The organism is Solwaraspora sp. WMMD792 (assembly GCF_029626105.1).
In the GTDB taxonomy this organism is placed as follows: Bacteria; Actinomycetota; Actinomycetes; order Mycobacteriales; family Micromonosporaceae; genus Micromonospora_E.
Genome location: NZ_JARUBH010000009.1, coordinates 5,866,352 through 5,889,384, shown reverse-complemented (window position 1 = coordinate 5,889,384; position 23,033 = coordinate 5,866,352). Strand labels below are relative to the sequence as shown.

24 protein-coding genes are annotated in these 23,033 nt (G+C 69.6%); 14 read left to right on the top strand and 10 right to left on the bottom strand.

What is annotated here, in order from left to right; genetic code table 11:
* Nucleotides 1-46 precede the first annotated feature (46 nt).
* A complete protein-coding gene (locus O7629_RS27390; protein ID WP_278172831.1) occupies nucleotides 47-628 on the bottom strand; it encodes a calcium-binding protein in 582 nt (193 codons plus the stop codon).
* Nucleotides 629-869: 241 nt separating this feature from the next.
* Here O7629_RS27390 and O7629_RS27385 point away from each other — a divergent pair, with 241 nt between their 5' ends.
* A complete protein-coding gene (locus O7629_RS27385) occupies nucleotides 870-4,004 on the top strand; it encodes a BTAD domain-containing putative transcriptional regulator (protein WP_278172830.1) in 3,135 nt (1,044 codons plus the stop codon).
* On the opposite strand, the gene O7629_RS27380 is transcribed toward O7629_RS27385, so the two are convergent.
* On the bottom strand, nucleotides 3,986-4,903 hold the full coding sequence (locus O7629_RS27380) for a hypothetical protein (RefSeq protein WP_278172829.1): 918 nt from the start codon (nucleotides 4,901-4,903) through the stop codon (nucleotides 3,986-3,988). The genes O7629_RS27385 and O7629_RS27380 overlap by 19 nt on opposite strands.
* A 206-nt stretch (nucleotides 4,904-5,109) precedes the next feature.
* Between O7629_RS27380 and O7629_RS27375 the strand changes: the two genes are divergently transcribed.
* Nucleotides 5,110-5,709 (top strand): hypothetical protein, encoded by a 600-nt coding sequence (locus O7629_RS27375; RefSeq protein ID WP_278172828.1) that lies wholly within the window; start codon nucleotides 5,110-5,112, stop codon nucleotides 5,707-5,709.
* Nucleotides 5,710-5,804: 95 nt separating this feature from the next.
* On the opposite strand, the gene O7629_RS33665 is transcribed toward O7629_RS27375, so the two are convergent.
* Both O7629_RS33665 and O7629_RS27365 read right to left on the bottom strand, forming a co-directional pair.
* Complete coding sequence (locus O7629_RS33665; protein ID WP_347403697.1) at nucleotides 5,805-7,073, bottom strand: hypothetical protein; 1,269 nt, start codon at nucleotides 7,071-7,073, stop codon at nucleotides 5,805-5,807.
* Between the two features lie 269 nt (nucleotides 7,074-7,342).
* Nucleotides 7,343-8,719 carry an acyl-CoA synthetase gene (locus O7629_RS27365; RefSeq protein WP_278172827.1) on the bottom strand — a complete coding sequence of 459 codons (1,377 nt, stop codon included), beginning with the start codon at nucleotides 8,717-8,719 and terminating at the stop codon, nucleotides 7,343-7,345.
* Between the two features lie 363 nt (nucleotides 8,720-9,082).
* On the opposite strand from O7629_RS27365, the gene O7629_RS27360 reads away from it, so the two are divergent.
* From O7629_RS27360 to O7629_RS27330, 7 genes are all read left to right on the top strand, one after another.
* The gene (locus O7629_RS27360) at nucleotides 9,083-9,472 is read left to right on the top strand and encodes a hypothetical protein (protein WP_278172826.1); all 390 of its coding nucleotides are present in this window, start codon (nucleotides 9,083-9,085) and stop codon (nucleotides 9,470-9,472) included.
* On the top strand, nucleotides 9,472-10,674 hold the full coding sequence (locus tag O7629_RS27355) for a hypothetical protein (protein ID WP_278172824.1): 1,203 nt from the start codon (nucleotides 9,472-9,474) through the stop codon (nucleotides 10,672-10,674). Before O7629_RS27360 ends, O7629_RS27355 begins: the two co-directional genes overlap by 1 nt.
* 58 nt (nucleotides 10,675-10,732) lie before the next feature.
* A complete protein-coding gene (locus O7629_RS27350; RefSeq protein WP_278172823.1) occupies nucleotides 10,733-11,350 on the top strand; it encodes a hypothetical protein in 618 nt (205 codons plus the stop codon).
* A gap of 49 nt (nucleotides 11,351-11,399) precedes the next feature.
* A complete protein-coding gene (locus tag O7629_RS27345; protein WP_278172822.1) occupies nucleotides 11,400-11,948 on the top strand; it encodes a hypothetical protein in 549 nt (182 codons plus the stop codon).
* Nucleotides 11,945-12,799 carry a hypothetical protein gene (locus tag O7629_RS27340; protein WP_278172820.1) on the top strand — a complete coding sequence of 285 codons (855 nt, stop codon included), beginning with the start codon at nucleotides 11,945-11,947 and terminating at the stop codon, nucleotides 12,797-12,799. Before O7629_RS27345 ends, O7629_RS27340 begins: the two co-directional genes overlap by 4 nt.
* A gap of 84 nt (nucleotides 12,800-12,883) precedes the next feature.
* Nucleotides 12,884-13,351, top strand: coding sequence for a VOC family protein (locus O7629_RS27335; protein WP_278172818.1), 468 nt, complete (start codon nucleotides 12,884-12,886; stop codon nucleotides 13,349-13,351).
* A gap of 398 nt (nucleotides 13,352-13,749) precedes the next feature.
* Entirely contained in the window at nucleotides 13,750-14,784 is a 1,035-nt protein-coding gene (locus O7629_RS27330) for a hypothetical protein (protein WP_347403696.1), read from the top strand.
* A 152-nt stretch (nucleotides 14,785-14,936) separates the two neighbouring features.
* Here the strand turns inward: O7629_RS27330 and O7629_RS27325 are convergent, their stop codons facing one another.
* The 6 genes from O7629_RS27325 to O7629_RS27300 form a co-directional block, all read right to left on the bottom strand.
* The gene (locus O7629_RS27325) at nucleotides 14,937-15,119 is read right to left on the bottom strand and encodes a hypothetical protein (RefSeq protein ID WP_278172815.1); all 183 of its coding nucleotides are present in this window, start codon (nucleotides 15,117-15,119) and stop codon (nucleotides 14,937-14,939) included.
* Between the two features lie 618 nt (nucleotides 15,120-15,737).
* The gene (locus tag O7629_RS27320; protein ID WP_278172813.1) at nucleotides 15,738-16,130 is read right to left on the bottom strand and encodes a GNAT family N-acetyltransferase; all 393 of its coding nucleotides are present in this window, start codon (nucleotides 16,128-16,130) and stop codon (nucleotides 15,738-15,740) included.
* 205 nt (nucleotides 16,131-16,335) lie between these two features.
* Nucleotides 16,336-17,130: an IS21-like element helper ATPase IstB gene (istB, locus tag O7629_RS27315; RefSeq protein ID WP_278148120.1), complete on the bottom strand. Its 795-nt coding sequence runs from the start codon at nucleotides 17,128-17,130 to the stop codon at nucleotides 16,336-16,338.
* Nucleotides 17,130-18,359 (bottom strand): IS21 family transposase, encoded by a 1,230-nt coding sequence (gene istA, locus O7629_RS27310; RefSeq protein ID WP_278169419.1) that lies wholly within the window; start codon nucleotides 18,357-18,359, stop codon nucleotides 17,130-17,132. Before istA ends, istB begins: the two co-directional genes overlap by 1 nt.
* Before the next feature lie 47 nt (nucleotides 18,360-18,406).
* Nucleotides 18,407-19,153 (bottom strand): transposase family protein, encoded by a 747-nt coding sequence (locus tag O7629_RS27305; protein WP_278172811.1) that lies wholly within the window; start codon nucleotides 19,151-19,153, stop codon nucleotides 18,407-18,409.
* Nucleotides 19,154-19,369: 216 nt separating this feature from the next.
* A complete protein-coding gene (locus O7629_RS27300) occupies nucleotides 19,370-20,686 on the bottom strand; it encodes a helix-turn-helix transcriptional regulator (protein WP_278172810.1) in 1,317 nt (438 codons plus the stop codon).
* Between the two features lie 330 nt (nucleotides 20,687-21,016).
* Between O7629_RS27300 and O7629_RS27295 the strand changes: the two genes are divergently transcribed.
* The 5 genes from O7629_RS27295 (at nucleotide 21,017) to O7629_RS27275 (ending at nucleotide 23,028) form a co-directional block, all read left to right on the top strand.
* The gene (locus O7629_RS27295; RefSeq protein ID WP_278172809.1) at nucleotides 21,017-21,379 is read left to right on the top strand and encodes a hypothetical protein; all 363 of its coding nucleotides are present in this window, start codon (nucleotides 21,017-21,019) and stop codon (nucleotides 21,377-21,379) included.
* Complete coding sequence (locus O7629_RS27290; RefSeq protein WP_278172808.1) at nucleotides 21,376-21,663, top strand: hypothetical protein; 288 nt, start codon at nucleotides 21,376-21,378, stop codon at nucleotides 21,661-21,663. Before O7629_RS27295 ends, O7629_RS27290 begins: the two co-directional genes overlap by 4 nt.
* A gap of 44 nt (nucleotides 21,664-21,707) precedes the next feature.
* Nucleotides 21,708-22,160 (top strand): hypothetical protein, encoded by a 453-nt coding sequence (locus O7629_RS27285; RefSeq protein ID WP_278172807.1) that lies wholly within the window; start codon nucleotides 21,708-21,710, stop codon nucleotides 22,158-22,160.
* Entirely contained in the window at nucleotides 22,157-22,513 is a 357-nt protein-coding gene (locus O7629_RS27280; protein WP_278172805.1) for a DUF5615 family PIN-like protein, read from the top strand. The genes O7629_RS27285 and O7629_RS27280 overlap by 4 nt, the downstream gene beginning before the upstream one ends.
* A 125-nt stretch (nucleotides 22,514-22,638) precedes the next feature.
* A complete protein-coding gene (locus tag O7629_RS27275) occupies nucleotides 22,639-23,028 on the top strand; it encodes a hypothetical protein (RefSeq protein WP_278172803.1) in 390 nt (129 codons plus the stop codon).
* Nucleotides 23,029-23,033 lie beyond the last annotated feature (5 nt).

Below are 23,033 nucleotides of genomic sequence, written 5' to 3'. Positions count from 1 at the left end.
CCGACACCCGCCGGCTGCCGCCTGCGGCAGCCGGTCCACGAACGGATCAGTCGACGACGACCTCGCATTCGTTCGGGTGGCCGGTCAGCCAGGATCGGATGGTGTCGTTGCCGGTGTTGCCGTAGCAGGCGTCGAGCTGCGCACCGCTGGTCTCGGCCATGTTGATCCCGCCGAAGATGGTGTCGGGTCCGTCCCCGCCGTAGATGTCGTCGTTGTCCTCGTTGCCGCGCAGGGTGTCGCCCCCGACCTGGCCGTAGATGGTGTCGTCACCGGTGCCACCCCAGATCTCGTCGGCACCGCCGGTCACCACGACGCCAAGGCCCTCACCCCACAGGAAGTCGTCCCCGCCCTCTCCGAAGATGCGGTCCGCGCCCTGACCACCGTAGACCGCGTCCACCCCGCCACCGGCGCAGATGACGTCGTTGCCGCCCCGGCCGTCGATGATGTCGATGCCGGACGAGCCACGGATCACGTCCCGTCCGCTCGTCCCGTTGATCGTGCCGGAGCCGCTGATGGTCACCGGCTCGCCGTCACAGGTGTGGGTGGCGGCGGCCGGCCCGACCGGACCGATCACCGCGACCGCCGTGGCGACCGCCACCAGGGTTCCGATACCTACCTGCCTTCGCACCGTTCCTCCTTCTGCTCTGCCGGTCGCGCCGTCCGGGACCGGCGTCATCAGGATCGGAACGGCGGTCACGGTTGGCTCAGCGCCGTGTCACGGCCGGATTGCCGACAGAGGTCTTGCCGCCGGCGGCGGTCCCGCGCAGCCTGTTCCTGCCGGAGAGGGACGAGCCCGTTTCTGCCGGAGAGGCAGGTGAGCAGCGGTGCGTTCGTCAGGGCCGGGGCGGCAAGGTCCGGATTGCCGGATCGTGGTAGCCGCCGCCGGTTACGGCAAGACCACCGCGCTGCGCCGCTGGTTTCCGCCGTCGGGCGCCCACTGGTGGCGTGGGCCGGAGGCGACGGCGCAACTGTTGGTTGACGAGATCCGGGCGATCGTCGACGACCGCCCGCTGATCGTCGACGACCTGCCCCGGCTGTCCGCCGGGGCGGTGCAGGCCCTGGCCGCGGCCGTCGACGACCTGCCGGACACCGCGACGGTGGTGCTGTCCAGTCGCTGGCCGCCGGCTGCCGCGACGGCCGGCTGGGTCGGCCGGTACGGGTGGCAGGAGCTCGGTCCGGCCGATCTGGCGCTCACTGCGGAGGAGGTCGCCGACCTCCTCGCCGCCGAACATGGACTGTCCGATCCGGCCCTGACGGACCAGGTGTACGGGGCGACCGGCGGCTGGCCGGCGCTCGTCGCGCTGACCGCCGAGACGCTACGGCTGGACGGGGTGCCACCGGGCGACCTGGTGTCGGCCGTCAGCCAGCCTGGCAGCCCACTGGCGACGTACCTGACCGTTGAGGTGTTGGCCGGATTGCCGTCGGCGACGGCCCGGCTGCTGCGCTGCGCCGCCGACCTGACACCGTTCAGCGCCGAGCTGGGTCGGGCGCTCGGACACCGGCAGGCGACGGAGTCCGTACGGTTGCTGCGCCGCACCGGACTGTTGACGCGTGCCGGGGCGCCACCGGCCGTACCGGGTGGGCCCGCGCCGATGGAACGCGTCGTGCCGGTCGTCGCCGAGGTGGTCCGGCGGCAACCAGCTCGAAAGCAGCAACCAGCGGGAAGGCAGCAGCCGGCCCGGCAGCACGCCGATCTCGCCGTAGCGGCCGCCTGGTACGACCAGCACGGACCGCCGGTGGCTGCGGCCCGTGCCTACCTGCGGGCCGGTGCCGACGCGGCGGCCGCCCGGGTCCTGACCGAGCATGGCGACCGGATGCTCGCCGCCGGGCAGGCGGGCGAGGTCGTGGAGCTGGTCGCCGCGCTGCCCGAGCCTCGCGTCACCCGGCGACTGCGGCTGCTGCTCGGCGACGCGTTGCGTACCAGCGGCGATCTGACCGCGGCCGAACGGGCGTACGACGCGGTGGCCGTAGCCGAGTCCGACTGGGACGCCGGCCTGGCCTGGCGGGTGGGGCGGATCCACTACCAGCGTGGTGACGCCCAGGCGGCGCTGGAGACCTTCGCCCGTGGCCGGGACCGGCCGTCCTCGGCGGCCGAGGTGGCTCTGCTGCTGGCCTGGACCGCGCACGCTCAGCTGCTGGCCGGCGCGGTGCAGACCGCCACCGGGTACGCCCGGCGGGCGGTGACGGCGGCCGCTGCGGCCGGCAGCGACAGCGCGCTGGCCACCGCCCACCTCAGTGTGGCCCTGTGCCGGGCGGTGGCCGGGGACTTCGCCGGCAGCGAGGAACACTTCGCCCTCGCCCAGCCGATCGCCGAGCGTACCGGCGATGTCCTGCTGCTGACCCGGATCCACACCAACCGCACCTACCAGCTGCTGCGCACGGCGCGGTACGCGGACGCGCTGGCGGCCGCGCAACTGTCCGCCCGGTACGCGGCCGTCGCCGCCTCGCCGAGCCTGCGCGCCATCGCCACCAGCAACGAAGCCGACGCGCTGGCGATGCTCGGGCGCTACGACGAGGCGGCGGCGCGGTACGAGACCGCGACGGCGCACTACCAGCGCAAGGGGTCCCGCCGGTCCGCGAACGCCGTACTGGGACTCGCTGAGCTGTATCGCCGTCGGGGCTGGCGGGAGCAGGCCCGTGCCGGGTACGAGGAAGCAGTCCGGGTCGGTGAGGACACCGGCAACAGGTATGTCCTGGTGCCGGCGCTGGCCGGGCTGGCGCTGGCGGTACTGCCCGACGACGTCAAGACGGCCGCCGTCCATGCCGAACGGGCCAGGGACCTCGCCGCCGAGGAGATCGTGGTGCCGGCCCTGCTGGCGCAGGGCTGGGTGGCGCGGTACGACGGTGACACCGCCGGTGCCGCGGCGTCCGCGAACGAGGCGGCCCGGGTGGCGGGGGCGCAGCGGGACCGCGCCGGGCTGGCCGACGCGTTGGAGTTGCGCGCCGCCGCAGAGACCGATCCCGCCCGGGTACGCGACGCGCTGCGCGAGGCGTACGCGATCTGGACCGGCGCCGGGGCGGAGGTGGAGGCGGCCCGCCTCCTTGTCGCCCTCGGCCAGTTGCCGGCCGCCAGCACCGACGACCGGCTCGGCGGGCTGTTGGCGGCGGAGCGGCTGGCAGCGGCCGGCGCTCGGGCGGACCGGCCGGCGAGCCTGGCCGCGATCTACGCCCGGCCGACCTCCGGTGCCGGCCCGACCGCCGCCGGTGAAGTCGTCGTCCGGGCACTGGGCCGGTTCGAGGTCCGGCTCTCCGGACGACCCGTGCCGGTTTCGCAGTGGCAGTCCCGCAAGGCCCGGGACCTGCTCCGGATCCTGGTGGCGAGACGCGGCCGACCGGTACCCCGCAGCGAGTTGAGTGAGCTGCTGTGGCCGGCGGACGACCCGGAACGCACCGGACACCGGCTGTCGGTGCTGCTGTCCATCGTCCGTGCCGTCCTTGACCCGGCGAAGGACTTCGGTCCCGACTGGTTCATCGTCGCTGATCAGGGCAGCATCGCCCTGGACCTGACGACGGTGCGGGTCGACGTGGAGGATTTCCTGGCACAGGTGGCCCACGGCCGCCGGCTCCTGGAGCGGGGGATGACGGTGCCGGCACGGGCGATGTTCCTCGCAGCCGACCGGGAGTACCGCGCGGACGTGTTCGAGGACGAACCGTACGACGACTGGTCCCGTCCGTTGCGGGAGGAGGTGCGGGCGGCGTACCTGAGTTTGCTGCGCATGCTGGCCCGGACCAGTCGGACCGTCGCCGGACCGGCCGCCGCGACCGGCTACCTGCTGCGGGTGCTGGAGCGGGACCCGTACGACGAGCCGGCTCACTGCGCGCTGGTCCGTGCCCTGGTCGCGGCAGGCCAGCACGGCGAGGCCCGCCGCGCCTTCGACCGGTACGCCGAGGCGATGCGGGCGATCGGGGTGCGGCCACCGGACCGGACGCTGCTGGTGCCGGCCCGCCCGCACCCCGCGTCGCTCGCTGAGAACGTGGGACGGACTCAGTGGAACGTGGGATGAAGCAGGATGCCGTAGCTGGTCAGTTCGCCTTTCCCGTCGTCTTCGTGCCCGTCGTCTTCGTGCCCGTCGTGCCGTAGCGGATCCGTTCCGACGCCCCGATCGGCCCGTCCCCCGGCGAGGTTCAGCAGCGGGTCGGGGACGAGCGCGGTGAGGAACAGTACGCCCTGGCCGCGGACTGAGGCACCGACGCCGTACACCCGCTGGTCGGTGCCGGAGCCGTCGACGATGGCCGTCTTCGGCCAGGCGTCGTCGGTCGCGGTAGTCGCGGTCAGTCGGGCACCGAGCGAGCCGTCGACCGCGGTCGGCCGTTTGCAGATCGCGTACGCGACGACCCGGGTCGGCGTGCTGCCGCCGGCGTGCACCCGGACCCGGCGCAGATCCCGGTCGGGTGCCACCTCGTCGACGTACGACAGGTCGACGTCGGCGTCGACCCGGAAACCGGTGCCGGTGACCTGCGCACGGTCGGGGCAGGTGGCGGTGGCGGTGGTGCCGTCGACGGCGGTCGCCACCGTACGCTGCGGCGGGTCGGACGAGACGTCGCAGACGGCGTACGCGGACACCGACCAGGCACTGTCGTGACCGGTCCGGGCGGCGGCCGAGGCGGTAACCGACGACAGCGTCTGGTCAGGGGCCATCGCGGTAAGTACGACGCCACCGGCACCACCGATGATCCGGGCACCCGCCCCGTAGACCGACTGCCCGGGGTCAGGGCAGTGCACGGTCACGGTCTTCACCCCACTGTGGTCATGGCTGCTGGCGAGTACGGCCAGGTCCGGCAGCCCGCCCGGCCGGGCCGCTGCCGCCGGGTTCCCAGTCCCGCCGGTCACCGCCGTGCCGGTCAGCGTGACCGCCGTAGCTGACAGGGCGGCCATCCGCCGCCGCCACACCCTGCTGATCATGTTGCGCTCCTCGTGATCGGATCTCCGCTCGGGCGTGCCCATGGTGCGGAAATCCGTCACGGTGGCGTCATGGTGAACCACCTTCGCAACGGGTCGTAGCGCGTTCCTTCCGGCGGCCCTGACCGTTCCCTGATCCGGCCGTGACCCTGTGCTGCCAACCTGCTCGCCACCGCCGGCATCCCGGCGCTACACAGAGGAGAACAGTCATGAGGAAGCGACGTGCCCCGATCATCGCGGTGCTGGTCCTGCTGGCGTTCGGCGGTGTGCTGCTGAAGCAGCTGCCGGCGACCGCACGGTCCGCAGCCCAGCCGCTGAAGGTGGACGCAGCCGCAGAAGTGGACGCAGCCTACGCGGCCGACGGCGACGGCCCGGCGGCCTGCAACGGTGGTGCTCAGATCGCGAGCCTGGTCCGCCTGAACGATACTCCGGTCTCCATCGCGGAGACCCCCGGTCCGGTACCGCTGCCCGGCGCGGCGGTGCCGTTCGTGGTGCCGGCCGGAAACAGCGCACAGGTCCTGGTGACCTTCGACGCCGAGGCGCGCCTGACCGGGCAGCCCAACACCTTCGCAACGCCAGCGGACTTCCTGCGGGTGCAGATTCTGCTGAACGGTGTTCCGATGCCGCCGGACAACGATCTGATGTTCACCACGGACATCGGGCAGTCCAACGCCACCCAGGCCTGCCGGCGGGTGGGCCAGGGGAACCACGTGGTGTCCGTGGTCTGGCAGGTGGTCGACCAGGCAGGGGCGAGCGTACTGACCGGGTTGATCGACGACTACCAGCTGACGGTCCAGCTCAGCGCCTGAGCCGTGCGGCCCGACGACCTGGGGCGGGACAGCTGTGCCCACCGCGCGGTTGAGCGCAGTGGGCACAGCTGTGTGGTGTGGGAGTTTGTTGTCCGTCAGCGCTCCCGGTTCGGGTAGCGGCGACGTTGGGTCAGGTGGACGAGAATCACTCCGCCGACGATCAGCACCAGGCCGACGACCAGGAAGTTCATCGTGTTCGCACCGGTCAGTGCCAGCGGACTGGCTGAGTCGTCAGCGTCCGCTTCGTTTGCGAGGTTGTCCACGGCTGGTGCATTGATTCCACCGGCGGCGGCAGTCGGGCTCGGATCCGCGCTCGGCTGTGCGGTCGGCTCCGGGGTCGGGTCGGCTTCCTTTTCCTCTTCGGCAGCGGTCTCGGTCGGCTCCGGCGTGGGCTCGGCGTCCTGCGTCGGCGGTGCCGGATCGTCGGTGATCTCCGCCTCGGGGCTGGCCGGCGCCGGTGTCTCCTCGGCGGGTGGCTCGTCGGCGGGCGGTTCCTCGGCGGGTGGCTCGTCGGCCGGTGGTTCCTCGGCCGGTGGTTCCTCGGCGGGCGGTTCCTCGGCCGGTGGTTCCTCTGCCGGCGGTTCCTCAGCGGGTGGTTCCTCTGCGGGTGGTTCCTCGGCCGGTGGTTCCTCAGCGGGCGGTTCCTCCGCTCCGCCGGCTCGGACCTCGATACGGACGGCGTCGATTGCCGGGGTCTGGTTGGCCCGCTGCATCATCGGGATCCGGTGCGATCCGTCACCGGCCCACGATGCGCACTGGGCGATTCCCTCCTGAGGCAGCCCGGGCACCTGGATGGTGACCACATCCGGCTCGGCACCGCCGCCACCGTCCTCGGTCGCGACGAAGAAGGCCGGCACCGGCTCCGGGTCGAGTGCCTCGGTGGTGCTGGTCAGCATTCGGCAGGCCGTGTGGAAGTGGCCGCGGGTCAGCCCGTCTCCGGTCAGCAGCGCGGACTCCACGTAGTACCCGCCCTGAGCCGCCGGCAGGAAGCGGTCCCGGACCAGATTGCGGGTGCTGACCCGTAGTTGGAACGGTTCGCCGACGCCGACCGATTCCGGCGACTCGGTGATCAGCAGCGTCGGGTTCTGCTCTGCCGCACCGACCTCGCCGAACGCCGTCGAGACGCAGCGGCTGCCCACCTGGAAACCGTCGTGCGGCTCCAACGAGCTGTCGTCACACCCGGTACCGAGCACATCGAGTCCGTTGACCTGCTCGCTGGCCTTGCGATCCGTTCCAGCACTGGAGATCTGGCTGACAGCGATCAGGACCCCGAAGGCGGACAGGGTCGCGACCGCGATGACGGCGCGGCGCGCCCGTCCGCCCTTCGCGGGTCTGGCGGCGCGTCTGTGAGCCGGTTGTCCCATGTGCACACCTTCCGAATGCTCACCGTGCTGTGATGTCTGTATTAGGCTCGGGCACGACGGTGCCGGCGGGGGTTTACCGGGAGCGGACGACTGGTCGTCCCGGGCCATACGCACACGTTAGGGAGCGGTTCAATCAAGAATCAACTTCAGCGCCAGAAATGATGATTTCTTGAGCCGCAAGTAAAGAAAACTTATGGCACCGGCCTTGAACGCTCGACATCAGCCGTTCGGCTGATGTCGATGTGGTGACTGTCGGTAGTGGCCGGATGTCACCGGCGGTCGTCGTGCAGTAGCTTCTTCTGCACCTTACCCATCGCGTTGCGTGGCAGGTCGTCCACGATGCGCACTTCGCGTGGCCGCTTGTGGGTGGAGAGTTCGGTGGCCACGAAGTCGATCAGCGCCTGCGGGGACACGCCCTCGGCCACCACGTACGCGACGACCCGTTGCCCGAGGTCGGCGTCGGGTGCGCCGATGACCGCCGCCTCGCGTACCGCCGGATGGGTCAGCAGCACGTTCTCCACCTCGCCGGCACCGATCCGGTAACCACCGCTCTTGATCAGGTCGGTGGAGGCGCGGCCGACGATACGGTGCCAGCCGGCCCGGTCGATCGCCGCGACGTCGCCGGTGCGGAACCAGCCGTCCGTGGTGAAGTCGCCGCGCCCGGCGGCACCGAGGTAGCCGTCGAACACCATCGGGCCGCGAACCTGCAGTTCGCCGATGGTTTCGCCGTCCGCCGGCAACTGCTCACCGTCCTCACTGGCCAGCCGGGTGTGTACGCCGACGAGCGGCGTACCGACCCAGCCGGGTCGCCGCTCGCCGTCGGCGCGGCTGCTGACCGTGATCAAGGTTTCGGTCATTCCGTACCGTTCGACCGGTGCCTGCCCGGTGAGCTCGGCCAGGGTGTGAAAGACCGGGGCGGGCAGGGCCGCCGAACCGGAGACGAGGAGCCGGGCGGCGCGCAACGCCCGGGCGGAGGGCCGGTCGGCGCAGATCCGGGACCAGATCGTCGGTACGCCGAAGTACAGCGTGCCACCGGCGGCGGCGTACGCCCCAGGGGTGGGCCGGCCGGTGTGCACCAGCCGGCAGCCGACGCGTAGCGCGCCGATGACGCCGAGCACCAGACCGTGTACGTGGAACAGCGGCAGGCCGTGGACCAGAGTGTCGTCCGGCGTCCACGCCCAGGCCTCGGCGAGGGCGTCGAGGTCGGCGGCGATGTTGGCGCTGGTCACCGGTACACCTTTCGGTGCGCCGGTGGTGCCGCTGGTGTAGAGGATCAGCGCGGGGGCGTCGGACCCGACGGTCCGGCGCTGGCCGGGCCCGCCCTGGTCGGAGCCGCTCCCGACCGGCCTCGTCGGGTCGGGGCCAAGCAGCAGTTGAGCGCCGGAGTCGCGCAGGATGTGACCGCGTTCGACCGGGCCGGCGTCCGGCGGTACGGGGACCAGCGTGGTGCCGGCCAGCAGGCAACCGGTGAGTGCGACGACCGTGTCGAGGCTGGCGGTGGCGTCGACCGCCACGGTGTCGGCGCCGGCGATCTGCCTGGCGACGGCGGTCGCGGCTTCGAGCAGGTCGTCGCCGGACATCGACTGGTCGCCGACGGTGACCGCCGCCGGCCGGCCGGTCAGTCGCGTGGGGTTCAGCAACGCCATCTTCCCGACTCTCCTCCTGCCGGTGGGTGGACCGGCTCCGGACCATTGTCGGCTCTGTGGTTGCCCGGCGCTGAACCACGGTGGCCCGGAGTCTGCCGACGCTGGATCGAGCTGGCCGGCCCCCTCCTTCGGCCCGGCGGGCAAGCCAAACAAGCGGTTGACCAAACGGATGACTGATGCGTAAGCGGTTTGTGTGGGTCGGCCGCCGATTGTTCGTGACCTTTGGCCCGTTCGGTGTTGGTCTTTGTGATCCGGGTCACCATGCCGTCGAATGCTCTTGTTTCGGGGCGGTACGGTGACGGGCCGGGGTTCTTGAGGAGCTGGGATTCCCGGTGACCGGGTGATTCGTGGGGGTCGGAAAATATGCGTTCCAGCAAGCAGTTGTGTGCTATTTCTGCGATATCAATAGGGTTGTCCCTGACCGGCTGTGGCCTCATCGGTGCTGGTGGAGTCAACAGCGAAGCGGAGCGCGACGAGTTTGTGCAGGCGTTGACCGACGCGGGCTACGCGGGTCTCGGCGAGCCGGTCGATGTGGACGGGCAGTGGAAGGTACAGGCCGACATGGCCTTCACGAAGTGCTATCTCTGGCTGGAATGGGACGGGGAGGATTTCTTCGTTTCGCACGCGACGGGAAACGGGGCCCCGGTGACTCCTGAAGGACGCGACGACCTGCCGAACCCGGAACCCACCGCCGCACTGGACCTGGTGAACGAGAGCCCTGCGGGCCAGGAACGTGGATCGCGGGTCTGCTGATGGAGGCGACAACGAATCCATCAAGGACTGCGATCCGATACCGGGCAGCGGCCGTACTCGCCGCAGCCGCGCTCGGTCTGCTCGCCGGCTGCGGCGGCGGGCCGGCCGACGACGAAGGTCAGGCCGCGCCGCCGGAGGCCGCCGCGGACGCCACCGCGACCGCGGCGGCGGAGCCGTCGCCGTCCGCGTCGCCCGAGCCGGTGTCGTTCGCCGAAGGCGACGCGGCGGCCGCCCGCAGCACCCTCGCCCCCGGCGCGGTGTTCGCCCAAACCTTGACCGATGAGGAGATCGTCGTCTACAGCGTCACCATCGACGGCGCGGTGACCGAGAACTGGCGGTTCACCCCCAAGGTGTACGCCGACCATCCTGTCCAGGACGTGCTGAGCAGCCTGCTGCGGCAGGAGGACTTCACCCCCGACTACCGGCAGCTGGTGGTGGTCCGCAAGGAACGCGCCGAACCGATCGGCTTCGAAACCCGGGTAGGGCTGCACGCACTGGACGGATCCTTCACCGACCTGTCCGGCTACGGCGAGTCCGTACCGGACAAGGCCGTGCAGTCCCAGCCGGCCGTACACCACGGCACCGGGCGGCTCTGGTACTGGCAGTACCAGAACCGTGCGACCCGACTGATGTCGGTCGGGCTGGACGGTGAGGACCGTCGCCACGAGGAGCAGATCCAGGCGAAGATGCCCCGTACGGTCGTCGGCCAGCCGTTCTACTTCCCCGACTCGGACGTGCCGGTGCCCACCTACGAGGACGGCAAGGTTCTGGTGGTCACCCCGGACGGGACCGTCGGCGCCAAGTACGTCCTGGCCGGGGCCGGTGCGCAGATCGGCGACCCGTACCAGATCGCCGAGGCGCCCAAGTTCGAGTCGCCCGGCTACGAGTTGGTCAGCTGGATCGACGATGAGACCCTGCTGGCCACCGGCCAGGACCAGATCTACCGGCTCACCATCACCGGCCAGCGGCTCGCCGAGCAGCCCTTGATCGCCGAGCAGACGCCGCCCTGGCGGCGGGCGATCGGGCAGCTCGGGCTGGACCCGTCGGCGGAGCGGATCCTGTTCACCACCGGGTCCGCCGAGGACCCGGACGTGACCGAGTTCCACGTTGTCGCCTCGACCGGTGGTGACCCGGAACCGGTCGCCCTGGTCGGCCAGGGCGCCGGGCAGTTCGGCGACCAGCTGATCGGATGGGCACCTTGACCGGAGATCAACGTGAGCTGCGGGAGATCAACGTGAGCTGCGGCGGGAGGGTCAGGCAGTGAATCCTCGGCCGTTCTTCATCCGACTCGGCCCGAGCCGCTGGTGGTACGTTGCCGGGCTGGCGCTCTGGGTGGCCGGCTTCGTCGGACTGTTCGGGTACGGGTACACGGCGAAGTCGCAGCGCGACGCCGCCGCCGTGGACCTGTCCCGGGCGGCGATCGACGACACCGTCACCGTCCAGGTCGCCGACGGCGGCGAGTACGGCGTCTGGCTGGAGACCGTCGCCGGGGCCGACCGCCCCGACGCGGTCCAGCGGCTGATCGACGCCGCCCCGCCCCGGCTGATCGAGGTAGAGGTGACGACGGCCGACGGCGAGCCGGTGCTGGTCGGGCCGGCCTACGGTTACGACCACCGGGTGACGACCGGGGCGGCGCAGCTGCTCGGCTGGAGCGTCGGCGAGATGGCGCTCGCCCCGGGCGAGTACCGGGTGGCGCTGGCTGACGCCGAGCGGTACGCCGGTGACGGCGTGGCCGGGTTCGCGGTCGGCCCACTGCCGCCCGAGCCGGATGGACGGGCCGCCGGCGCAGGGTTGGTCGGCCCGGCTGCCGGACTGCTGGTCTGCCTCGTCACCCTGATACTCCGGCAGCGGGCGACCAGCCGGGCGGCCCGACCATGACCGTGAGTGCACGACCCGTGAGTGACCAGATGGGTAGGGGGTGACGTCGATGGACCCGGACGACAAGCCGCTTCAGTCGTTGAGCGAGTCCGAGCTCAGCAGCGCCCGGTGGGGCGGGCGGGCCGGTGCCGAACAGGAGACGTACCGGCGTGAGCAGGAACGCCAGCGGCATGAACATGAACGGCGACTGGAGGAAAGACAGCAGTCCGGCGGTCCACGTCGGCTGGGTGCCGGCCCAGCCAGCGGCGTCGGCATCGGCTGGCTCTGGGACCTGTTCCTGCTGGCGCTGCCGGTGATCCTGCTGGTCGCGGTCGTCGTGGGGCTGGCCCGCGGCACCACTTGGCTGGCTGAGGAGTCGTTGCTGGCGCCACTGTTCCCCGCACCGGGTGACAGCCCGGCCCGCTACCTGCTGTCGGTGGTGACCCTGCTGATCCTGGTCCCGGGCAGTCTTGGCGTGCTGGCCGCGCGGCTGCAGCCGACCCCGCTGCGGCTGCCGGCGCGGATCGTGCTGATGCCGGCGGCGGTCCTGCTGGTGCCGGTGGTCTGCTACGTCACTCAGGTGACCGCCACCGCTGACCTGATTCGGCTGCCGTCTTGACGAGCGCCGTACTGAATCTCGTCAACCGGGTACGCCTACCGCTGCGCGGGCTGCTAGCCGCCGGATCGGCGGCCGGCGGTGGACTGCTGCTGGTGCTCGGTTCGGTGCTGCCCTGGGTCGCCGGTCCGGACGCTGGCGTGGTCGCGTACGGCGCGGTGGAGACCGCCACCGGCGGGTCGGCGCTGGGCTCGCGGGCCGGACTCTCCGGCGGGGACGCCTTCGTGACCCTGCTGGCCGGGCTCGTCGCGCTGGTCGTCGCCGGGTGGTACGGCCTGGGCCGGGCGCGCAGGTGGCAGCAGGTGACGGTGGCCGGGGCGGGCGTGCTGGCCCTCGCCTGGGCAATGCTGAACCACGCCGAGATCGGCGATGTCGCCGGACCGGACGGTGACCGACTGGACATCGGCCCGGGTGTCGGCGTCTACGTCGCGCTGTTCGGGGCGTTGCTCGTCCTCGTCGCGGCCGGGACGGCACCCCGCGACGTCGAGCACGACCTGCGGGTACTGGCCCGCCGTGCCGAGCGGTTGGCTCAGCGCGGCCTGGGCTTCGAGGCGATCGAGAAGCAGCAGCAGCTGTTGCGTCGGGCCCGCCGTCGTCCGGGCTGGCAGGATCCGCGACTCACCTTCGAGGCGTTGTTCCTGGCCCGGCTGTATCTGGCCGTCGGCCACGTGGACCGGGCGGTCCAGCTGGTGCACGACGTGATGGGTGACGCGCAGCGCCGGTTCGCCGACGACCAGGAGGGCCTCGCGGCGGCGACGGCGGAGGCGGCGGAGCTCATCGGGGAGGCGAACGCCCAACTCGCCGCCGTGCAACAGCTCGCCCACCAGCAGTACGGCTACCCGCCGCCCCGGTGAGGCGTGGCCGACCAGTCATGCTGACCTGTTCGTGGCAGTCTGGTCGGTGATCGGAACGGGTCCGTCGAAGCGGGGAGGCCGGCCGTGCGGCAGCAGGTTCACTTCATCACTGTGGCCACCGCCGACCTGCCCGCCGCTCGGCGCTTCTACCTGGACGGGCTGGGTTGGCGTCCGACGCTCGACGTACCGGACGAGATCATTTTCTTTCAGATCGGGCCGGGCCTGATGCTCGGCCTGTTCGACGCGGACGCCTTCGGTCGGGACATCGACCCGGCTGCGGCGGTGGTGACCCGGCCGGGCGGGTTCACGCTGGCGCACAACGTGCCGACGCCGGACGACGTCGACCGGGTGCTGGCGGAGGCGCGGGCGGCTGGCGGGACGGTCCTCAGGCCGGGCCAGCGGGCCGAGTTCGGTGGGTACCACGGGCACTTCGCCGACCCGAACGGCACGGTCTGGGAGGTCGCCTGTAACCCGGGCTGGCGGGTCGAGCCGGACGGCACCGTCGTGCTCGGCCCGGTCGCCCCGGACATCCCGGTCGACCAGATCAACTAGATCGACCAGATCAGCTAGCTAGATCGACCAGGCCGACCCGGTCGGCCTGGTTCGTTCGTTCCCTCCGTTGTCGACGGGCTCCCTTCTGACTGCTACCGGTCAGTTCTGAAACACGTCGTCTGATTCCTGCCACAAACGTTCGGCGTTGGGTCCGGAAAATCACATGGCTTGTATTTCGGATGTATTTCGCGATGCTATGGGATAAATGAGACGTAAAATCTCTGCTTCTCTGTGGTGCTCCCTGCTCACATGATGTCGAAGCGTTTGGTGAAGTTGGATCCAATGATTCTGGTGGCCATCTACCCAGCTCAAGCGGCAGGTTTCGCGAGTGTCCGTGATCAGTCATTTTACTTCCGTTGTGATCAATGGAAATTTGCCAATACGCTGCTAGCGCCCAGATGGGTACCAAGACAAGGGAGGGTCTCTTGAAATCCACACTGCGCTGGTCGGCAATGGCCGGCCTGGCACTCACGCTGGTGGTCACCGGCGCGCCGGCCGCCCAGGCGGAGTCGTCGCCGTTCAAGTCGGACGGCAACACGAGCGCCATCGCCCGCACCCTCGACGGCCGGGCGATCACCAACGCGAAGATCGCGAAGGAGGTCAGCGACTACTGGACCGAGGAGCGGATGGCGTCTGCCGTCGATCTGACGTTCGCGAGGTCGGCGAAGGGCACCGAGTCGACTGAGCGGGTGGCCAAGCCCGACGGGCCGGCGGGTGCGGTGGCACCGGTCGCGCCGAGCATCGGCACCGGCGGCGACGTCGGGATGCTGCTCAACGAGTCGCAGGCCGTCGGCAAGGTCTACTTCACCACCCCCACCGGTGGCAGGGCTTCCTGCTCGGCGAGCACCGTCGCCAGCGGCAAGCGGCGGCTGGTGGTGACCGCCGGTCACTGCGTGCACCAGGGCCCCGGCGGGCAGTGGTACAGCAACTGGCAGTTCGTCCCGCGCTACCGCAACGGCTCGCGGCCGTACGGCACCTTCGTGGCGTACAGCCTCAACACCCGTACCGCCTGGATCAACAGCGGCAGCTACGCCGAGGACATGGGCATCGCCATCATGAACAACGGTGGCACCTACGGCCTGAAGGTCGTCGACACCGTCGGCGGCCACGGACTGCGCTGGAACTACAGCTACAGCGTTTCGGTCACCGCCCTCGGCTACCCGTCCAACCTGGGCGGTGGCGAGAGCCAGTACTACTGCCAGGGCACCACATGGAACGCCGGTGGCCAGCAGATTCGGATGTACTGCAACATGACGTACGGTTCCAGCGGTGGACCCTGGTTGCAGGAGTACAACGACTCGACCGGCTACGGGTACATCAACAGCGTGGTCAGCCACGGTGACAACCCGGGCAACGGTCAATTCGACGGCCCGTACTTCGACAACGACATCAAGAGCCTGTACGACTACGCCGAAGGCCTTTCGCCGGCCTGATTCGTCCCGTCCACCTGATCCGTACCGTCCAAAGGTAGCCTCGGCCGATATGGCCGGGGCTACCCCCGCTGCCAGTCCGTCAGCGGCTGCCAATTCGGTGATTGGCGTGGCCTACCTCGCGCCGCGAACCAATGTCGTCGTCACCGGTACGGTCACCGGTGGACAGCGGCTCGTTGTACGACCTCCTCGGTCGTCAACGGGCTGCGTGGGTGGTGGCTCAGGCACATCGGCACCCCGGAGCAGACCTGGAACCCCCGACCGAGCTTGCGCGGGCATGCCAGCTGGATCCGGGCGGTCTGCGAGCTGCCGACGGCGAAGAACCGGATGCTCGCCACCGCCGGCGACGATGGGACCGCGCGACTGTGGGACCCGGGCGGTGGACCGCGAGTTGAGTGCATCGAGGACCCCGAGCCGTCGCAGCCCGTAGTCGCGGACCTTTGTTGAGGTGCCGAAGACGATCGAGTCGATCTCCAGCAGGTCTTCGACGTCCTTGGAGCGCTTGCTGTGCCTCGCGTGCAGATCGTCCGGCAGGTCGACTCGTCGAGGTGAGGCTCAGATACCTTACGAGTCCGTTTTAGGGTGCGTACGCCTCACTTCGATGACACTGGGCTGCTGTGTCAGCATGGATGCAGCCGATGATCGCTCCCGTTCACCGCTGCTGAGGTCATCATGCGACGTCGATACAGCGAGTACCGCCCTACCTCGCGGTGGAGGGCTCGCCGACGTGCATCACGTCCGGTCCGTCGGGTCCAGTTGAATGCGGTGGGCTGGTCGGCGGTCGCGCTGTCCGGTCTGACTGGCGCCGGCCTGGGGTATGCGGCTGGCAGACTGGCCGGCCTTCCGGGCTGGGCCGGCGTTGTGTCCGGCGGCACGGCAGCTGTGCTGATCACCCTGATCGCACTTGGCTGGCACCGTTCTGGCCAGGAGTGAGCAGACGGTCGCGGTGGGGCGGCCTACTTATGCTGCGGGCGGATGAGGACGTCGTAGGTGGGGGAGTTCTCCCAGTTGGGGCGAAGTTGGGCGACGGTGCGCCAGCCCCAGGAGGCGTACGCGGCCTGCGCCGGGGCGTTCTTTGGGCCGGCGAGCAGGGTGGCTCTCGCCTCGGCGCGGTCGGCGAGAAGCGCGTCGTGCAGTGCGCGGGCGATGCCCTGTCGCCGCCAGGACTCGCGGACCATGATCTCGCTGATCGCGAAGGTGCGCTGTCCGTCCTCATCGGTGAAGCCGTCCGGTACGGGCGTGAGCAGCCCGGCCCACCAGCGGTCCGACGACAGCGGGAAGCCGTAGGCATAACCGACGAGTTCGTTGCCGACTCTGCCGGTGACGAGTTTCCAGCCGGGCAGCGCCATGTGGCCGTTGATCTGCCGGCGGTAGCGGTCCTCGCCGTGGAACGCGTCGGCCGGCTCGTCATAGAGCCCTTTTCATGCTGCGTAGCGGTCGGTCTCGACGTGGTGCAGAACGAGGATGGCCTGCACGATCGCGGTCTGTCAACGCCGCCTCAATCGTGACCACCGTGGTCCGGCTGAAACTGGACCACCCCGGTTTGGTTGATCTTCAGTCGTTGGTCTTGGTCGCTGCCGGGACGCGGCCGAGGTCGCGGTCCTTGAGCCGGTAGCTGTCGCCCTTCATCGAAACGACCTCGGCGTGGTGAACAAGCCGGTCGATCATGGCCGCGGCGACGACGTCATCACCGAAGACCTCTCCCCACCGGCCGAAGGGCTTGTTACTGGTGACGATCAGCGAGGCACGTTCGTAGCGGTTCGAAACCAACTGGAAGAACAGGTTCGCCGCTTCGGCTTCGAAGGGGATGTAGCCGACCTCGTCAACGATCACCAGCGGGATCCGGCCGAGTTTGACGAGCTCGTCCTGCAGCCGGCCGGCGTGGTGGGCGTCAGCGAGACGGGACACCCACTGAGCGGCGGTGGCGAACGCGACCCGGTGTCCGGCCTGGCAGGCCCGGATACCGAGACCGATGGACAGGTGGGTCTTGCCGGTGCCGGGCGGCCCCAGGAACACGACGTTCTCCTTCGACGCCACGAAGTCCAGAGTGCCCAGGTGGGCGATCGTCTCCCGCTTCAACGACCGCTGGTGTTCGAAGTCGAACTCCTCCAGGCTCTTGCGTGCCGGGAACCTCGCCGCCCGGATACGCCCCTCACCGCCGTGGGCCTCCCGGGCCGCCACTTCGCGTTGCAGACAGGCGGCGAGAAACTCCTCGTGCGTCCACGACTCCGCCCGGGCCCGCTCCGCGAGCCGGTCCACCGACGCCGCCAACGAGGGCGCCTTCAACGCACGGGTGAGGAAAGCGATCTCGGAGGAGACGTTGCGGTTGCCGGTCGTTCTGGAGGCCATCACGCGGCCGCCTCGGCATCGACACCGAACATGCGGTCGTAGTCGGCCAACCTGCGGTGCTCCACCTCGGCCGTGACCGCCGGTGCCGGCGCCTGCCGCGCGGCGGTCCGCAGATCGGCGGCGGCCTGACGGTGAGCCGGGTCGGTGATGCTCTGATGCCGCGCCCAGCACCGGTCGTGCCGGGCGACGAGACGGCCCTCGCAGAGCACCTGCACCCGGTCGGCGTCAGCGACCACGTCGACCCGGCGGCCCACCACCATCGGGTGCACCGAGTAGTCGTTGCCGTCCAGCCGGACGTAGTGGTCGCGGGGCAGACGGGTGCTCCGCCGCCAGCCGACCACCGGCGCGACCGGCGGCAGCGTCAACATCGCCGCTCGGTCGGCCTCCCACCGGTCCACCGGCCGGCAGCCCAGCACCCGGTGCCGACGCTGGTTCGCCCGTACCAGCCATTCGGCAAGCTGGGCGTTGAAGTCCCGGGGCGAGCTGAACCGGCGCCCGGGCAGGAACGACGTCTCAAGATAGCCGTTCGCCCGCTCCACCAGGCCTTTGGCTTCCGGATCCGCCGGCCGGCACTGGAGCACGCGGATCCCGAGAGTGCCACGGAAGCCGTTCATCGCCTCGGTCAACTGCGGCCTGCCGGCACGCCACTGGCCAACCGCTGACTCGTTGTCCCATACCAACGTCCTGGGCACCCGACCCCACCCGGAGATCAACGTCCAGTGTCCGACCAGCAGATCCGCCGACTGCCGGGACGGGATCATCACCGCCGTCAGCCACCGCGAGTACCCGGACACCATCACCATCACCGGCGGCCGTCCGACCTGACCGAACCCCAGGGGCACGTCCGCCGGCGGGAACCACAGATCACACTGCGCCAGCTCACCCGGCAGGTACTCGGTGCGCTGCGCCGGGTCAGGCCGGCGGAACAACGGCCGCAGCCGCTGCACCCGGTCACAGAACACCGTCTTCCCACGGGTCCACCCGACCCGTTCCATGATCACCGTCGAGGGCATGTCCGGGAACTCCGCCAACAACGCCCTGATCTGCGGCTCGACCGCGTCCACGATCGAGCCCTTCGCCGCCCGTCGGTACCGCGGCGGCTCATCACTGGCCAACGCCTTCTTCACGGTGTTGCGAGACATCCTCAACCGCCGTGCGATGGCCTGAATCGCCATACCCTCCGACCGCCGCAGCCGCCGGATCTCCGCCCAGTCCTCCACGTTCAGCACCTCCCGATGCTTCAGGAGGTGGTCCCGATTCAGCCGGAACCACGTGGTCAGTTTTCACGCGGAGCTGACACGGTCGCTCGCCGTGGACAGCAGCGCAGCTTGGCCAGGATCTTCCAGGCCTTGAGGGTGGCGATTGCGCGTTCACCGCGGGCGCGGATCTTCGCGTGGGCGCGGTTGATGGCCTTCTGCCGGCGTGACAGCTTCGGGCGGAAGCGGCGTCGCTTGAACGGAGTGCGCACGCTGCCGCGGGCTCCTTGGTAGCCCTTATCGGCGAAGGTCATCACGTCCGCCCTGGTCAGCGCATCGATAATGCCGTAGGTCCTGGCTGCGGTCAGGTCATGAACCGAACCGGGCAGCGCCGGTGAAGCCCAGACGAGCCGGCCAGCGGCATCGGCGATGACCTGCACATTCACGCCGTGGTGCTTGTGTTTCCCAGAGTAGTAGGGTCGCTGGTCGGCGACCCGATCGATCGGAATCAGGGTGCCGTCCAGGATCGCGTACGCCAGTCGGCGGATCCGTACCATGGCGGTGGCCAGGTCATCGGCGGCCGTCGCGAGCAGGGCTATCGCTTCCTGGACGTAGCGCCAGGCGGTGGCGACGCCGATCTCGAAGCCGGCCGCGAGTCGGGTGTAGGTGTCGCCGTTGCGCAGATGGGCCAGGGCGAGCAGCGCCTGCCGGCCGGGTTCGAGGCGCCGCCACCGCGATCGGCGCTGCTTACGGTGGCTGCGGATGCGTTCGGCCAGGTGGTTCAGGGTGCGGCTGGACAACGAGATCGTGGCGGGGTAGGACAGCATGGCGAGGCTCCCGGTCGGGGCTTCGAGTCTTGGTCGACAGCTGTCCTACCTGGAGCCTCGCACCCATCGATCAGCGGGCCTACCGCATCCGCCCTGAGCTGCAAGATCAGCTTGGAAAAGGCTCATAGATCTCGATGTAGACGGCGACCAGGTCTTCAAGGATTTCCTTCGCCTGGTCAGGGTCGTAGACGTCGAGCTTGAGACCGTCAACCGCCATCAGGCGACCTTGGCAGCGTCGTACGCCTCGATGAAGTCCCGAGCCGCCGGAACGTGAGGAGCCGCCCGGGCAAGGTCGGCTCGCAGGACACCCAAACGTTTGCGGGTCCGCCGAGACTTGAGCGACGCGACGGCAGGTACGACGTCGAGTCCGAACTTGGCCGATCCCGAGTAGTCGCCTTGGTGAGCCGTCGCTCTTGCGAGATCGACTTTGGTGAAGATCATATTGCGCTGGTACGTGGGGTCAGGGCTGTCGAGCCCACGTGCGAACATGGCACCGGCGCGATCCGGCCTCTTCAGTGCGAGGTGGCCCATGCCTTCGATAGCGGACACCTCGCGATAGTCGACGAACCCGAGATACCTCTGGTCGTCCTCGGTCGTGCCCTTATCGAACTGGATCTTGGCTTTCACTAGCTCTCGTCCGAAGCCCGATTCCTCTTCGGCGTTGGCATGGGCAAGGGCAGCACGTAGATGCAGCAGTGTCAGAAGGCGCGGAGTTGCCCAGGGCGCGGCGATCCGCTGGGCCGCCTCAGCGAAGCGCAACGCCTCCGTCGGATTGGCATCCCGCACCAGCATCGAGAGTTGTTGGAGCGCACGCACCTCAAGTCGAGGATCGTCGCGGAGCCGGGCGCGGACGAAGGCTTCGTGCAGGTAGTGGCGGGACTCCTGACGTCGCTCGGCATCGAGGGCAAGCCAGCCGGTCTGGACCTCCAGATCACCGAGGCAGTCCTGCAGGGCCTCGCCGACCTGGCGGCTGTAGCTCGCCTCGCGCTCCCAGCGGGTGAGGCGGCGGTGCATGGCGATGGCGACGTCGCACAGGCTGTCGCCGCCGACCGCCGCGTCGGCACGCCGAAAGGCCAGGATCGTCTCGGAGACCTGCTGTATGTGCTCCATGCCGAGGTGCTGCGGCACCTGCGGCGATGTGATCCAGTCGCGCAGTGGTGTGGCGATGCCGAGGCTGGCGAGAGCGGTGTTGATCGTGAAAGCGCGACGGTTCACAAGATCACCTCCATCGGTATCCTCCGATGCCACCGTACCGCCGGATTCCGTGCTGTCCAGAGCAACGATCATCGGCTCATCACTGAGTAGCGCTTCGAGTTGGTCAACGGGCAGGTCAAGGGCCTCGGCGAGTCGCGCGCGTACCGCTGGGTGTGGGTCTGTCTCGCCGCGCTCCCATCGGGCGACGGTGGTGCGGTCGATGTACAGGTGGGCAGCCAGCCCTTCCTGCGTGAAACCGACGGCCTTGCGGTGTTGGATGAACCGGTGTCGCCGTGTCGTCACCTGGACGCCCTCCCGTCGCGTCGGATCAATGTCCACGGTGCACGTAGTACACACAGAGAAACAAGATCAATGCAACGGGCTGTGGATAACCTTCTGCTGCTGTGGATTCCGTGGAAGTTCCACAGCTCGACGCCGAGAAAGCAAGATAGTGCAGCTCGGCACTGGTGCCGCTACAAACGTGCATCACGGCTCGGCGCAGCGTGCACCAAACATGCGCTGTTCTCCGGCCGTGTACGAAGGGCATCGTGGTGACACGGCCCGGGGCGGGTGCCCGGCAACGCGGCTCCCAGGTCTGCAAACTCGGTTGGCGTGATCCCGCCCGCCCCGGCGCCTCTCCACGATTCTCTCCCCCCAAGGAGGCACAACGTGTTCAGGCGCAACGCGGCGACCGTACGGCACCGGCTGACGGCGGCGACCGGCGGCGACTACCGGAGCAACAGCGGGCACAACGGCGTACGGCGATCGCGGCTGACCGGGCCGGCGGTGCGTGCCATGCGGTTCCTGCCGCGTCGCTGGCGCGGCGGCCTCGACCCCGACGAGGTGTACGGCTACCTGGAACGGGTCGCCGACGAGGTCGACGAGCTGCGCCGTGAGCTGCGGATGGCCTGGGGCGAGGCCGACCGGGTGCGCAACGCGCTGCGTGCATGGCAGACCGAGCAGTTCGAGGCACGGTTCGACCCGCAGCGGCAGGCCGGCGGCCAGCGCCACCACTACGCGGGTGCGCGGTGAGCAGCGGGTACGACGGGGCGACGTACCCCGGCATCCTGCTGCGCGACGGGCCGGCCGGGCAGCGGGCCGCGCTGGCCGGCGGCCCCGACGTGTGGGAGGTCATCGCCGCGCGGCACGCCATCACGGCCGCATCCCCGGAGCTGGACGGCGACGAGCTGGTCACCGAGATGATGGCGAGCACCGGGCTGACCCGGCACAGCGTCGACGTCGCACTGCGCTACTACGCCGACCACTGGGCCGAAATCGACGAATGGATCGCCGCCAACGAGGTCGATGCCGCATGAGCACACCGCTCCCACAGACGGCTACAACTGGCTACCCTGTAGTGATGGGTAGCACTCCGAGGTCGATCCGCTTCGACGAACAGGTTCTGGCCCAGCTCGATCGATACGTGCGTGAACACCCCGGCTCGTCGATCTCATCGGTTGCCAACATGTTCATCGACGAGTCGCTGCGCGCTCACGAGCATCCGGGCATCGTCTTCCGGCCCGGCCCGACCGGGCGGCGGGCCGGGCTGGCGGCGGGACCGGATGTCTGGGAGGTCATCGCCGCACTGCATGCCATCAAGGCCGAATCCCCCGACCTGGCTGGCGACGAACTCACCCAGGCGCTGGCGGTGTCGACGGGCTTGCACCATCGGGCCATCGTCATTGCGCTTCGCTACTACGCCGCGTACCCCGAAGAGGTCGACGAGCGCATCGCCGCCAACCAGGCGGTCGCCGAGCAGGAAGAGCGTCTCTGGCAAGCAGAGCAGGTCATCCTTCGTAGGCGTGTGGCGTGAGTGGTCTGTTACTGGACGAGATGTACTCGCGCGAGCTGGCCAGGTTGCTGCGCCAGCGCGGACATGACGTCGTTGCCGTGCTCGACCCCGACATCGGGCTCGCCGCCGCACCGGACAACGAGGTCCTGGCCTGGGCGGCACGCAACGGACGATGCCTGGTCACTGAGAACGCGCGTGACTTCGTCAGACTCGCGCCAGGCATCCCACACATGGGCGTCGTTCTCGTGTCCGGTCAGCGATTCCGGCGTACCCCGTCCGGGTTGGGTCACCTCGTCACCGCGCTTGACCAGATGCTGTCGGCCAAGGACCTTCCCCCACCGGACGGCATGGTCTGGCTCGGCGCGGTCGGGTGAGCGGCCAAGCGGTGGTGACGTCGGCTGCGCCGAGGTCCGGGGAACTCCCAGGGCTTCTTGACCGTACAACTACTTAGTCATTAAGTTAGATGTACGTCGATAGTTGCTCTCAAGGTAGGTGAACCGTGAAGTGGAAGTCCATCGCTCTCGCCGCGGCCCTGGCCGGCCTGCTGGCCATCGCCCCCACTGGCCCGGCGGCAGCCTCCCAGGCCAGCAACGGGTACTGGTCGCCCGGGAACTGCCCGCAAGGCCTGCTCTGCGTCTGGGCTGGTACGACGCACCCGCCGGAGGGTCCTACTGAGACTCCGTCGCTGACGACCAACACCGAGTGGTCCGGCAAGGTCCCGGCATTCCTGTTCTACAACCGCACCTCCCGCAACGCCGAGATCACCTGGTCGTACGACTACCTCGGCACGACGTACACCGGCAAGAGGTGCGCGTACGCCAACGACAGCGGGGACCTGTACGTGACCATCTCCATCACGAAGGTGACCTGGCAGCCCACCACCTGCTGACCCTC

Excerpts from the sequence above, each read along its gene's own strand:
- O7629_RS27380 (WP_278172829.1), bottom strand. The coding sequence starts at position 4,903 with ATGATCAGCAGGGTGTGGCGGCGGCGGATGGCCGCCCTGTCAGCTACG.
- O7629_RS27375 (WP_278172828.1), top strand. The coding sequence starts at position 5,110 with ATGAGGAAGCGACGTGCCCCGATCATCGCGGTGCTGGTCCTGCTGGCG.
- O7629_RS33665 (WP_347403697.1), bottom strand. The coding sequence starts at position 7,073 with ATGGGACAACCGGCTCACAGACGCGCCGCCAGACCCGCGAAGGGCGGA.
- O7629_RS27365 (WP_278172827.1), bottom strand. The coding sequence starts at position 8,719 with ATGGCGTTGCTGAACCCCACGCGACTGACCGGCCGGCCGGCGGCGGTC.
- O7629_RS27360 (WP_278172826.1), top strand. The coding sequence starts at position 9,083 with ATGCGTTCCAGCAAGCAGTTGTGTGCTATTTCTGCGATATCAATAGGG.
- O7629_RS27355 (WP_278172824.1), top strand. The coding sequence starts at position 9,472 with ATGGAGGCGACAACGAATCCATCAAGGACTGCGATCCGATACCGGGCA.
- O7629_RS27345 (WP_278172822.1), top strand. The coding sequence starts at position 11,400 with ATGGACCCGGACGACAAGCCGCTTCAGTCGTTGAGCGAGTCCGAGCTC.
- O7629_RS27330 (WP_347403696.1), top strand. The coding sequence starts at position 13,750 with ATGGGTACCAAGACAAGGGAGGGTCTCTTGAAATCCACACTGCGCTGG.
- O7629_RS27320 (WP_278172813.1), bottom strand. The coding sequence starts at position 16,130 with ATGGCGCTGCCCGGCTGGAAACTCGTCACCGGCAGAGTCGGCAACGAA.
- istB (WP_278148120.1), bottom strand. The coding sequence starts at position 17,130 with ATGGCCTCCAGAACGACCGGCAACCGCAACGTCTCCTCCGAGATCGCT.
- O7629_RS27305 (WP_278172811.1), bottom strand. The coding sequence starts at position 19,153 with ATGCTGTCCTACCCCGCCACGATCTCGTTGTCCAGCCGCACCCTGAAC.
- O7629_RS27285 (WP_278172807.1), top strand. The coding sequence starts at position 21,708 with ATGGGTAGCACTCCGAGGTCGATCCGCTTCGACGAACAGGTTCTGGCC.